The organism is Flavobacterium limnophilum (assembly GCF_027111315.2).
In the GTDB taxonomy this organism is placed as follows: domain Bacteria; phylum Bacteroidota; class Bacteroidia; order Flavobacteriales; family Flavobacteriaceae; genus Flavobacterium; species Flavobacterium limnophilum.
Window position 1 is genome coordinate 685,554 of sequence record NZ_CP114289.2, and the last position, 13,366, is coordinate 698,919.

A 13,366-nucleotide genomic window follows, 5' to 3' on the forward strand; every position below is an offset into this window, starting at 1 on the left:
TTTTTTATTTTATAATGTTTTTTATTGAAATTTTTTTTGATTTTTTAATAGTGTAAATGTACATCTATTTTTGAAACTACAAAAATATTTTATTATTAATTTCATATTAAACAAAGTGTTTTTTTAAATATAGTTCAAAAACAGTCTTTTTAATAGGTTTTAAATTGTGATAATGATAATATTTTAACATTTGAACATCGTTTTAAAAACCTCTTTGCACAAACTATAAAGCAAACAAAAACCTTTAATTAAAATTAATGCTAATAGCGTAAAAATAGACTGAATTATTAATTTGATGACTTGAAAAACAAGTTTTGAATGGTGTGAATATGAAATCTGATATTAGATATGTTTTCGGATGATTTTGTTAGGAGATACAATTTGTTTGATCCAGTTATTTCCATTTTTGGAATATAAGGTTTGGACAAAAAACATAAGTGTCCAACTTTTCAAAATAGTGGACAATACCATTGTGTGGTTTTTCAATTATTTGAAATAAATGTTTTTGGTGAGAATGTGATTAAAGAGTTGGAAATTTAAAAAACAATAATCTCTTGTTTATAGGATATAAAATTGAATTGTTCCTAAAAAGTTAAACTTTGTTAGGGAATTTTTTTGCCATTAAACTTTAGATTTTAATCGGCTTAAAGTTTCTTGTGAAATATTAATGTAAGACGCAACAATCTTATTGGGAAGCCTTTTTACAATCTTCGGATTTATTTTAAGTAATAAATTATATCGTTCTAAAGCATTCAAAGTTGTAAAAGACATCAATCTGTTTGTGTTATTTACGTATGCTTTTTCGAGATACTTGCAATAGAATTCTCGCCATTGCGGAATAATATTTATCAAATGATTAAAATCTTTGTGGCTAATACACAAAAGTTCCGATTTTTCAATCACTTGTATGTATTCTGTAGAAGGAAATCCAGTAATACAACTTACTAATGCTGTTGCTAGTTGGTTTTCAAAAGCAATATATCTGGTAACATCTTTTCCTTCTTCATTGATAAAATATATTCTCAAACAACCTTTTCCCACATAATAAGTATATTGACTGGTTTGACCCTGCGAAAGCAATAGATCAGTTTTGTTATGTTTTAAAGGTTTGAAATAAGAAATGATAGTATTTAAATCTTCATCAGAAACTTCAATATTTTTCTTTATGTAATGACCAAGTTGTTCGTAAATCATGATTTATAGTCCCTGATAAATTTTCGGTAGTGAATAAGGTCTCCTATGGATACCACCACAAGATTGTTCTGTCCTGCAAAATTAATGATTTCGTCCAGTTTAGCCATACTTCCGTCAATATTCATCAACTCGCACAAAACAGCTTGGGGTTTTAATCCTGCCAATTTCATCAAATCTACACTGCCTTCGGTATGTCCGTCTCTTTCCAAAACGCCGTTGTCTTTTGCCCGTAACGGAAAAACATGTCCAGGCCTGGCCAAATCTGAAGAAGATGCGCTTATTGCGCTAGCCGTTTGGATTGTTTTCAAGCGGTCTGTTGCCGAAACTCCCGTTGTGACCCCTTCTTTTGCTTCGATGGAAATTGTAAAGGGTGTTTGGAAACTGCTTGTGTTTTCCTTGACCATATAAGGAAGATTTAACTCATCAGCTTTGTCATTGGTAAGGCAAAGACAAACGATGCCGCTGCATTCCCTAATCATCAAAGCCATGTCTTTGACCGTCATGTTTTGTGCAGCAAAAATTAAATCACCTTCATTTTCCCTGTTTTTATCATCAGTCAATATAATTCCTTTGCCGTTTTGCAATTGTTTCAATGCGTTTTCAACTCGATCGTGACTGGTGATTCCAAATTTTTCCAATGGATGTAATGCCGTAATGATCATTTTTGTCTTGCTTTTTAATTATTTACAGAAATGTTTTTTCTGTAATATTGAAAGGCAAATCTAAAGCTGTTTAAGTTCCAAAACGTTGATTTAGGTCAATAAAATCATTTTAATTCGTTGTTTTACACCCAGGTATTTTAAAACAATTGTTTTTTATTTCTAATACTATTTAAACTTCGATATCAAATCATTAAATTTGCGCCTTAATTTAAGAGAAACACAATTATGTTCGATAATTTAAGCGATAAATTAGACAAAGCCTTTCATATACTTAAAGGTCACGGAAAAATAACCGAAGTTAACGTAGCCGAAACCCTGAAAGAAGTACGTCGTGCTTTATTGGATGCCGACGTCAACTTCAAGATTGCCAAAGATTTTACCACCAAAGTAAAAGAAAAAGCGATAGGACAAAACGTTTTGACCACGCTGCAACCGGGACAATTATTGGTAAAGTTGGTCAAAGACGAACTAACCGAATTAATGGGTGGCGATGTTGCGGGAATCAATCTTTCCGGAAATCCAACCGTTATATTAATGTCAGGTTTACAAGGTTCTGGAAAAACTACTTTTTCCGGAAAATTGGCCAATTATCTTCAAACTAAAAAAGGAAAAAAACCACTTTTGGTGGCCTGTGATATTTATCGTCCAGCGGCAATCCAGCAATTATACGTTGTTGGAGATTCCATAGCTGTTGAAGTATATTCAGAACCTGAAAATAAAAATCCTGTCGAAATTGCCCAAAACGCAATCAAACACGCCAAAGCCAATGGATTTAATGTCGTGATTGTTGATACAGCAGGTCGTTTGGCTGTGGATGAAGCGATGATGACCGAAATATCCAATGTTCATAAAGCCATTCAGCCTCACGAAACCTTGTTTGTAGTCGATTCGATGACAGGGCAAGATGCCGTGAATACGGCCAAAGCGTTCAACGATAGGTTGAATTTTGATGGTGTAATCTTGACCAAATTAGACGGTGATACTCGTGGTGGAGCTGCCATTTCTATTAAATCAGTTGTCAACAAACCAATCAAGTTTGTGGGAACTGGCGAGAAAATGGAAGCGATCGACGTGTTCTATCCCGATCGTATGGCGGAACGTATCCTCGGGATGGGAGACGTTGTGTCGTTGGTAGAAAGAGCGCAAGAACAATTTGACGAAGAAGAGGCTCGAAAAATCCAAAAGAAAATCGCCAAAAATGAATTTGGTTTTGATGATTTCTTGTCCCAAATTCAGCAAGTGAAGAAAATGGGTAACATGAAAGACTTGGTAGGAATGATTCCGGGAGCTTCAAAAGCCATGAAAGACGTGGAGATTGAAGACGATGCTTTCAAACATATCGAGGCCATCATTCATTCGATGACTCCAATCGAAAGAAGCAAACCAGCCTTAATCGACGTGAAAAGAAAAGCCAGAATTGCCAAAGGTTCCGGTACAAAAATAGAACAGGTGAACCAGTTGATGAAACAGTTTGACCAAATGAGCAAAATGATGAAGATGATGCAAGGTCCTGGCGGTAAAAACATGATGAAAATGATGGGGAACATGAAAGGCGGAATGCCACATGGCGGAATGAGATAAAATATTTGTTTAAAGTTTCGGGTTTCAAGTTGTGAAACCTGAAACCTGAAACTTGGAACTTTAAACTTTTAAACAAGAATAAATGCAACTACTAGACGGAAAAAAAACATCAGAAGACATTAAAAACGAGATTGCTGCCGAAGTACAAAGAATGAAAGCAGACGGTCAAAAAGTGCCTCATTTGGCAGCTGTAATCGTTGGTAGCAACGGAGCCAGTTTGACTTATGTGGGAAGCAAAGTAAAATCATGTCAACAAATTGGTTTTGACTCCACTTTAGTAGCCTTGCCGGAAACGATTACTGAAAACGAATTGTTGGAAAAAATCAAGGAATTGAATGAAGACGATGATTTGGACGGCTACATCGTTCAATTGCCTTTGCCAAAACACATCGACGAACAAAAAATCCTGATGGCTATTGATCCAGACAAAGACGTGGATGGTTTTCATCCTGCCAATTTTGGAAAAATGGCTTTGGAAATGGAAACATTTTTACCAGCAACTCCTTATGGAATAATGGAATTGTTGGAACGTTACAAAGTGGAAACATCAGGTAAACATACTGTAGTTATTGGACGCAGCCATATTGTGGGAAGACCAATGAGCATCTTGATGAGTCGCAAAGGATATCCTGGAGATTCAACAGTGACACTGACTCACAGTAGAACCAAAAACATTGAAGAATACACCAAAAATGCAGATATTATCATCACCGCACTTGGAGTTCCTAATTATTTGAAAGCTGATATGGTAAAAGACGGAGTGGTAGTTATTGACGTGGGTATTACCAGGGTCGAAGACGCTTCGCACCCAAAAGGATATGTCATTACCGGTGATGTTGATTTTGCAAGTGTAAGTCCAAAGTCTTCTTTCATCACGCCAGTTCCGGGTGGAGTAGGACCAATGACGATCGCGATGTTGTTGAAAAACACTTTGTTGGCAAGAAAAATTAGAAGCAGGAAATAAAAGAGTTTCATTCTTTATATAGAAGCCTTAAACGAAAGTTTAGGGCTTTTTTTGTGTGCTGATTTTATGTAAATGTATTTTGTATTGAATCAGGCTGTTCGTCTGTTGGAGTGTTTTCTTTAAAAATGCTATAGCTTTTTTTGAAGAAAATGTATCGAGAACGTGGTTGTTATTGACTTCTCGATACAATTTTGAATTGTAAAGCTGTCGCATTACTATTCAAAATCACTCGAAGAGACGGAGCTTTATATTCCAGTAAAATCAAAAGTAAAAAGGTATATGACCAACAAGTAGTACTCCAATTGTCCCGCTGGAAGCGTCTCAACGCGTGAGAGCAACTTAATATAGACGCTTCCAGCGGGATAAATAGCAAGAATAAATACTGTTAACCATTAAAAACAATTGGTGTTAATTTCTTCTGTTTTTCCTTGTATAGCTTGGTTCTGCATCAGTTAGAGAAATAAATGCAAGAATTTTTCTAAATTTATTTGGTTGTTACATTATAATTTTATTTCTTTGTGTACTACTAACCTAGTACACTAATAAAATATATTATGATAACCATTCAAAACTTAACTTTTCGGTACAAAAAGCAGGAGGCTTTGTTTACCGATTTATCTTTTCAACAGGAAAATGGAAGCATTGTAGGCTTGCTTGGCAAAAATGGCGCAGGAAAATCCACCTTGCTTCAATTGATTTCGGGTTTGTTGCGACCACAAATGGGCGAATTAGACATTAATGGTTTTAAACCCTTTGATCGATTGCCCGATTTTTTGGCAGACATTTATATGGTTTCCGAAGAGTTTTCGTTTCCTTCAATAACCATTGGGGTTTACATCAAGGCGACTGCTCCTTTGTATCCAAAATTCGATTACGTAAAAATGGGCGATATTTTGCGGGAATTTGAATTGGATCCTAAAAAAAATCTGAATGGACTTTCACACGGACAGCGCAAAAAGTTTCTAATCGCTTTTGCCTTGTCCACCAATTGCAGTTTGTTGATTCTGGACGAACCAACGAATGGTTTGGATATTCCTTCCAAAAGTTTGTTCCGAAAAATATTGGTCAGTTCCGTTTCCGAGGAGCAATTGGTGCTTATTTCGACCCATCAAGTAAAAGACATTGAAACTATAATTGACAAAATTGTTGTACTCGACCAAGGGAAAATCGTTTATAATGAAACTGTTTTGGACATCAGCCAGCAATGGCAATTCAAGACGGTGGCCAGTTTATCGGGAATAAAAAAACCAATTTATCAAGAAAAATGTCTGGGCGGACATCGAATAATAGTACCAGCTGACTCAATTGAAGAAACCGAAATAGATATTGAACTGCTCTTTAACGCCATCATCCATAAAGTAACCCTAAAATCCGAAATCCATGCCGTTTAACAACTATTTTAATTTGAAACGATTTACTCTTTTATTGCAACAAGATTTGTTAATCAATAAAACAAAATATCTTCTAGGTATTCTTGGATTAGGACTAATAACGTATCTGTTGACCTATTGGTTTCTTAATGTTTCTAAAGATAATATGATTAGAAATGAAAGTAACATATATGGCACTTATGGAATATGTTTTGCTATATATATGATGGCAGTTGGAGTTATTATTGGTACAGCCTTTCCCGATTTGTCCGATAAAATCAAAACTAGTAATTATTTACTGAATCCTGGTTCGACTTTAGAAAAAGTGATGCTTCAGTTTTTGATACGAATTGGGTTTTTTGTTCCTATTGCTTTAGTTATATTTTGGATTGTCATTAGATTGGCAAAAGCTTCTTTACTTCCTGGAGAATCAGGATTAGACCCTGCTGTAATTCCTTATTTTGATTATGTTTTACTCATAACCAATACGAATCATAAAATTTGGGAAACTTGGCAAATCGTATTCTTGATTTTTGGATTGTTTTCTTATGGGATTTATCTTCTTGCAGGTGCAACATATTTTAAAAGGTATGCTTTAGTCAAAACAGTGATTGCATCGGTAGTTATTCTACTAATTTCAATGTCATTTTCGGTTACATTATCTCATATTTTTTATCCTGAAGAAACCCACGGTTTTAATACTAAATTGAATGAATTTGCCGTCACAGAACATTTATCAAGTCTTGAATTATTCTTTTTAGTGCTATCGCTACTTTCTTGGATGTTCTTTCTGGCTATAGCATATTTCAAATTAAAAGAAAAGGAGGCTTAATATGGATTTTAAATCAACCAAAGGGATTTATCTGCAAATAGTGGATAATCTCTGCCGGCAAATTTTGGAAGGACAATTGCAGACCGGCGATAGGGTAGCATCGGTGCGGGATTTGGCTGCCGAATTTGAGGTGAATCACAACACGGTGATGCGCGCCTATACCAATTTGCAGGAATCCGGCATTTTTGACAACAAGCGGGGCATCGGCTTTTTTGTCTCCGAAAAAGCATTGGAGCTGATTCAGGCAAATGAAAAAGACAATTTTTTCAGTCAGGATTTGCCCGATTTTCTACTTAAAGTAAAATTGCTCCAACTCAACAGCACCGATTTAACCGAATTATTATCCGTAATAAAAAATAACGACAATGAAAACCAGTAACAAAATATTTATTTCTTTTTTAATTTTTCTTTTAAGTGGGATTATTGCATTATATCTAGGTTCTAAATACTATACATCCTATTATGATACCTCTAAATGGGTAAGTCAAGAAAAACCGCTTCCCCCTTTTTCGGTAGTAGTTGCAGAGACAAGTGCACAAATTCAATTGCAAAACGGTTCGGAAACAAAAATTCTTCAAAGTGCTTTTAAAGAAGCACAACCTAAATTTGCTCCATTTATAGTTCGAAATGATACTCTTTTTGTTTTTCCTCCTAAAAATGATCCTAACAAATTCCCCAAATCTCATTTCTTGGTTAGTGTTTTTTGTAACAATGTTAAGCATTTTGTTGCCAAAGATCGTTCTTATGCGAATTTTAGTAATTATAAAGTAGATTCCGTTTTTGTTAAGATGAATAATGCCGAGTTGTTTTGCCAAAACAATAATTCAAATTACATTAAAATAATAGCTAAAAACTCTCGTGCCAATTTTGATTGCCAAAAACTAAATTCAATGGAGGTTGAACTCGATAAAACTTATCTTGATGTAAAATCAAAAAACAGGGTAAATAATATATCTGGAACTCTGAAGAACGATTCAGATGTAAAACTTAATTTGAATGCAAAAGTAAATCTCGATGTTGATAGATCAAGTTATCTCAATGTTTTGGTTTATAATACACAAAATTAATCATAAGTGTAATTTTAACATTTAATTGTAATTTTTTTCTGAACTTATGATTAAGTTTGAAGTAGCTAAAAAACTTACAAAGAAAAACCTTTTTTCCGTTATTAACAACCATTGAAAACATTGAAACCATGAAAAAAATCTTCTTTTCGCTTGTCGTACTATTATTTACGATCACTACATTTTCACAGAAAACAATAGACAAACCAGACTATGGTTTGAGTAATCTTCCCGGGAGTTTGACTAAAATTGAACTGACAGAATCGGCAACTATAATTCATTTTTATATTAAATACCCAACTGGACAATGGATTTCTGTTCCCAAGGAATCTTTTATACAAGATGTAAATGGCGGGGAAAAGTATTTTGCAACAAAAACCGAAGGTATTCCTTTGGGCGGAAAATATACAATGCCCGAAAGTGGAGAAGTCAACTATAAAATTTATTTTCCTAAACTAAATGCTGCTGTAAACAAAGTAGATTTTGGTGAAGCCAATGAAGGCGGTAGTTGGGCGGTTTATGATATTGTAATTAATGGACAAAAGGAACAATCACTGATGCCTAAAGAACTGCATGGCAATTGGTTTCAAGCCGATGGAAGCAATCAATGGGATTATGGATTTTATGCCAATCAGGCAGTTGCCGATAAAGCCATTTGGAAATACAAAACAGTCGAAAAGAAGAAAAATAATTACACAATAGTTCTCGAACGAAACGGAAACCAAAAAACTATCTATGCTCAAATAGATAAAAAAGGAGCGGTAAAGTTAGGAGCGGATAAAACAAAATTAGCAACTTATGGCACGGAAAAAGTTGAAAATCCAAACTATAGATTAGCTAATGACGAAGTGTATTCTGAAATGGTTTTCAAGTCAGATTCTGCCACTTATTCGGGGTATATAAAAGGGTACACTGTTAGAGCAGGTACAAAAACAGGAACCATATATGTAAATAATGTTTATACAGGAAATCAGGATTCTTATTTGGTTAAAATTGCCGATGATGGCAGTTTTTTGGTGAAGTTTCCAATAAACCATCCTCAATCTGTATTTGTGCGTTTGGCGGGAACCAATGCTTTAGTTTTTGTTGAGCCCGGAAAAGAAACCTTTCAAGTTATAGATAGGGATGCCTCTTTGTTTATGGGCGATTGTGCCAGAATAAATACAGATCTTAGAACTTTTGAAAAAATCACTTCTTACGAAGAATATAGAAACCTAACAAATACAATTTCAGAAACAAGTCCAGAGGTACATAAAAAAGCTTGTTTGGAAATGAAAGACAAACAGATGCAAGCATTAAGTGCTATGGCTGAAAAATATTTCATAAGCCAAAAAGCATTGCAAATAAAAAAGTTGGATATTGAGTTTATGGCTTATCAACAAATGCTGAGTTATGAAATGTATAGAGAATCAGCTAAAATGAGCAAATCTCAACCGGAAAATAAAACAGCACAAGATTATAAATTAGAGGCGTCGTATTATGATTTTATTACTCCATCAATTTTGAATAATCAATTGGGAGTGATTTCCAGTAACTATAGTTTTTTTATTAACTATTTGATGTATGCGAAAATTTTGAGACCGGATGCCGTTAGCTATTCTTATAATTTGACTTCTGAAACAGCTGAAAAGCTCCAGAAATTAGGTGTTGCACTATCTGATGAAGAATTGAAAATGGTTGAAGCCAGTAGTAGATCTGAAAAAATCAGTATTAAGCAGATCGAATTTTATGTGGCAAATCAGGGTAAAATTCAAAAGTTCAAGCAAAATCATAAAGAGGCTTACAACATATTACAAAAAGATAAGCCAAAGATTGAAGTGACAGTTGCCGAATTAGCCGCTTCATTAAGTGCTCAAGGAGTGTCTCTTACAGCGGAAGAAATGGAATTAGTTGCTGATTTTAAATTAACTCAATTAACCAAAGAGGAAATCGCTGTCCAAAAACAATTTTACGATACCTATGGCGAAAGTTTAAAGGCATTCAATGAAAAGTACAAAGAAAATATTCAAGATATTGAAGCTGAAAAAGAATTTAAAAAGTTGAATACTAAACTAAATACTGTATTTGGCATTAAAGAATCATTTGTTTTTGATGTAATGACATTGCAACAAAAATCAGGATATTTAGAAAGAAATTTCACTCCTTATACTGACAATCAACTAAAATCAATTCAAGGAAAAATCAAGCATCCTTTTTTATCCAATTATATTGTTGTCGAAAACAATAGGACTAAAGCCAAAATTGAAGCCAATAAAACAAAATCAGGTTTTGCAATTAATACAGTCAAAAAAACAGAAGGAGACGAACTCTTTGATTCTATGACAGCCAAGTTTAAGGGAAAAGTGATTTATGTCGATTTTTGGGCAACTTGGTGTGGGCCTTGTATGCAAGGAATTAAAGAAATTGCCTCTTTAAAAGAAGAAATGAAAAATGAAAATGTTGTCTTTTTGTATATTACAAATCCATCTTCACCCGAAAAAACTTGGAATAACAGCATTCCAAATATAAAAGGAGAGCATTATAGAGTTACTCAAGACGAATGGAATTATTTATCAGACAAGTTTAAAATTTCTGGAATTCCACATTATGTTTTGGTGAACAAAAAAGGAGAAGTCGTGAATCCAAAACTAGGACATAATTCAAACGAAGCCTTGAAAAAAATTCTAGCAGAGCAAATGAAATAAGCGAATGTTCAAAATAGCAGGGATATAAAACAATAATCTATTTTTTTTATAATCAATCAATCATAAGTCAAATTTTCATGAAAACAACTTTCCGTTTCCTTTTTCTTTTACTATGCTGTTTTTCTTCTTTTGCCCAAACCGGAATAACTTTAAAAGGCAAAATTTTAAAAGAAAAATCTCAATCACCCATAGAATCGGCAACAATTTATTTGATTCGTTCCAAAGATTCTTCGGTGGTAGATTATACCATTTCCGATAAAGATGGAGTTTTCAAATTGGAAACCAAGAAAATTGCCGAGAATGTTATCTTGAAAATAGCTGGCGAAGGTTATGAAGAGTTTAGCCAGAAAATCGAAAAAATAAATGCAAGCAAGGATTTCGGTTTGCTCTATTTGTCGGAAAAAATAAATGCGCTCAACGAAGTGGTGATAAAAGCAATGGCACCGCCCGTTCGTGTCAAGAAAGACACTTTAGAATTTAATGCAGCTTCCTTCAAGTTGCGTCCCGATGCCAATGTGGAAGCCTTGCTGAAACAATTGCCCGGCGTCGTCATCGATGCCGACAAGAAAATAACGGTCAACGGCAAGGAAGTGAACCAGATATTGGTCAACGGGAAATCTTTTTTTGGCGAAGACGGCAAAGTGGCACTCCAAAATTTGCCGGCCGAATTAATCAAAAAAGTACAAGTTTCGGCTACCAAAACCGAAGAAGAAAAGTTTACCAAGCAAGCATCAACTTCGAATAATACCAGTATTAATTTGACCATCGAAAAAGATAAAAACAAAGGTTTTTTTGGAAAATTGTTGGCGGGTTACGGCACTAACGAACGCTACGAAAGCAGTGCTCTGATGAGTTCTTTCAAGGACAAAAGACGCATTAGTTTTTTGGGTTCTTCCAATAACATCAATGCCACAGGTTTTTCTATGGACGAAGTTTTTGACAATATGGGCGGCGGACGAAATAACGGTTCAGCAGCACCAAGAGTAGGTGGTGGTAGTGGAATTATAAAGTCGAATTTGATTGGATTGAATTATGCCGATGAATGGTTTGAAAAATCCAAAAGCAACGGGAATTATTATTATACCAATATGGAGTCTGAAAATAAAAACACGACTAAATCGTTGAATTTATTGCCCAATACTTCCAATCTTTCCGAGTCCAATTCCGATTCGAAAAGAGAAACTACCGATCATAATTTTGATTTTAATTTCGAGTATGAAATTTTGCCCCAAACCAAATTGATGGTCAGACCCAAAATAGTGAAAGGATTGAGTAAATCCTACACGGAATACGACAATAAAACTTGGAATGAAGCGGAACAATTGATCAATAAAACCGATGGTTGGAACTCGGATGAAACCGATAGAACCAATTTTGTAAACGACATTTCTGTTTTTAAAACTATGAAGAGAAGAGGAAGGTATTTCACGGGTAATTTTAAGAATGATAATACCAATTCTGATTCCAATTCGTTTGTTAATCAAACCAACTTATTTGAATTGGAACCAGATAAAAATGTCATTCGAGATCAAAACGCAAAAAAGGTAAATCAAAGAGCCTTATATTCTGGTAATTTTCAATATTCGGAACCCATAACCGATTCGTTGAACATCAACATTCAACTGCTTTCGGATTGGGAAAAAACAACCGATGACAAAAAAACTTTCGACCTAGATAACGCTACCAATACATACAGTGATCTGAATGAATTGTACAGTAATTTTACCACTTCCACAAAATTTCAAATTGCTCCAAAAGCAGGATTTAGCATCAATAAAAAGAAATTCAATCTAAGAGTTTCAACAGGAACTTATATGATTACCCTCGATAATCATTCCTTATACACAGGCACTTCCACCGATTTGAAAAAGAATTATATTATTCCGGATGCCACCGTAAATGGTAGTTATCGATTTTCAAATACGTCAAGTCTTTATGTAACCTACGACCGTCGATTTACAATTCCCAAAGATTTTCAACTTTTGCCTGTAGATGTTATATATAGTCCTTTATATAAAGTTACTGGAAATCCCAATTTAGAAGCAGGAAAATCACATTATTTCAACTTAAATTATTCAAATTATGATTATAAAACTCTTTCGGGATATTATATGTATTCTAGTGTAACTTACAATGATAATAAAATTGTCAATACTTCTATATATGATACTAATGGAAGTCAAGTCAGTACTTATATTAACATTGCAGGAACTTATACCAGTTATTTTGGTGGGAATTTTTATAAAACCTTTAAAAAAGAGGCACATTCTTTCAGACTTGATTTAGGATTGTTTGCCAATTATAATTTAGACAAAGGTTTTACAAACATTCAATTTTATGAAGCTAAAACAGTTGGTTTATCGCCTACTTTAAGATTGTCTTATGATTATGGCGAATTGTTGAGCATCAAACCATCCTATAGTTTTAATTACAACAGTACCACTTATGACAATAGTTTCCTGACTTCAACAGCCAATAGATTTCATAATGCTAAAATTGAAATAACCAACAAATGGCCCAAGAATTGGATTTTAGGAAATGATTTTGGGTATTCTTATAATTCTAATATTTCGCCGGGTTTCAAAAAAGATTTTTACCTCTGGAATATCAGTTTGTCCTATCAATTTACAAAAGACATGACTTTCAAAGTCAAAGTCTATGACGTTCTCGATCAAAACCAAAGTGCTTCGAGATACATCACCCCAACAGCTGTTATCGATTACGAAAACACGGTACTCAAACGTTATGCAATGTTTTCGTTATTGTATAAATTCCAGAATTTCGAAACGAAGAAGAAGTAATGATTTTAGGATCAACTATTTTATTTTTAGTACTTATTATACTTGGGATTTCATATCGGTAGAAAAATAAAATTTGTTGTTTTTGTTTTTACTCAAACGAAAGATGGTTTTAGGGATTTTTGATCTATAATATTCGAGTTGTTTTAATATAGACTACTAGTAGATAGGGCATTCGCTTTTAAAAAAAGTTTTACACAAATTCCACAAATTCATA

10 protein-coding genes are annotated in these 13,366 nt (G+C 34.1%); 8 read left to right on the forward strand and 2 right to left on the reverse strand.

What is annotated here, in order from left to right; genetic code table 11:
- Positions 1–621: 621 nt before the first annotated feature.
- Together OZP13_RS02830 and ribB are read right to left on the reverse strand one after the other, a co-directional pair.
- Entirely contained in the window at positions 622–1,194 is a 573-nt protein-coding gene (locus OZP13_RS02830) for a Crp/Fnr family transcriptional regulator (RefSeq protein WP_269242223.1), read from the reverse strand.
- The gene (gene ribB, locus OZP13_RS02835) at positions 1,191–1,856 is read right to left on the reverse strand and encodes a 3,4-dihydroxy-2-butanone-4-phosphate synthase (protein WP_281298587.1); all 666 of its coding nucleotides are present in this window, start codon (positions 1,854–1,856) and stop codon (positions 1,191–1,193) included. The genes OZP13_RS02830 and ribB overlap by 4 nt, the downstream gene beginning before the upstream one ends.
- 225 nt (positions 1,857–2,081) lie before the next feature.
- Here ribB and ffh point away from each other — a divergent pair, with 225 nt between their 5' ends.
- From ffh to OZP13_RS02875, 8 genes are all read left to right on the forward strand, one after another.
- Positions 2,082–3,437 (forward strand): signal recognition particle protein, encoded by a 1,356-nt coding sequence (ffh, locus tag OZP13_RS02840; protein WP_281298588.1) that lies wholly within the window; start codon positions 2,082–2,084, stop codon positions 3,435–3,437.
- Between the two features lie 82 nt (positions 3,438–3,519).
- The gene (locus OZP13_RS02845; RefSeq protein WP_281298589.1) at positions 3,520–4,401 is read left to right on the forward strand and encodes a bifunctional 5,10-methylenetetrahydrofolate dehydrogenase/5,10-methenyltetrahydrofolate cyclohydrolase; all 882 of its coding nucleotides are present in this window, start codon (positions 3,520–3,522) and stop codon (positions 4,399–4,401) included.
- A gap of 554 nt (positions 4,402–4,955) precedes the next feature.
- Positions 4,956–5,792, forward strand: a complete 837-nt coding sequence (locus tag OZP13_RS02850; protein WP_281298590.1) for an ABC transporter ATP-binding protein — start codon at positions 4,956–4,958, stop codon at positions 5,790–5,792.
- Positions 5,782–6,603 carry a hypothetical protein gene (locus OZP13_RS02855; protein ID WP_281298591.1) on the forward strand — a complete coding sequence of 274 codons (822 nt, stop codon included), beginning with the start codon at positions 5,782–5,784 and terminating at the stop codon, positions 6,601–6,603. The genes OZP13_RS02850 and OZP13_RS02855 overlap by 11 nt, the downstream gene beginning before the upstream one ends.
- Before the next feature lies 1 nt (position 6,604).
- A complete protein-coding gene (locus tag OZP13_RS02860; protein ID WP_269242228.1) occupies positions 6,605–6,982 on the forward strand; it encodes a GntR family transcriptional regulator in 378 nt (125 codons plus the stop codon).
- The gene (locus OZP13_RS02865; RefSeq protein ID WP_269242230.1) at positions 6,969–7,670 is read left to right on the forward strand and encodes a hypothetical protein; all 702 of its coding nucleotides are present in this window, start codon (positions 6,969–6,971) and stop codon (positions 7,668–7,670) included. The genes OZP13_RS02860 and OZP13_RS02865 overlap by 14 nt, the downstream gene beginning before the upstream one ends.
- Before the next feature lie 128 nt (positions 7,671–7,798).
- Positions 7,799–10,351, forward strand: coding sequence for a TlpA family protein disulfide reductase (locus OZP13_RS02870; protein WP_281298592.1), 2,553 nt, complete (start codon positions 7,799–7,801; stop codon positions 10,349–10,351).
- A gap of 77 nt (positions 10,352–10,428) precedes the next feature.
- The gene (locus OZP13_RS02875; protein ID WP_281298593.1) at positions 10,429–13,152 is read left to right on the forward strand and encodes an outer membrane beta-barrel protein; all 2,724 of its coding nucleotides are present in this window, start codon (positions 10,429–10,431) and stop codon (positions 13,150–13,152) included.
- The last annotated feature ends 214 nt before the right edge of the window (positions 13,153–13,366 follow it).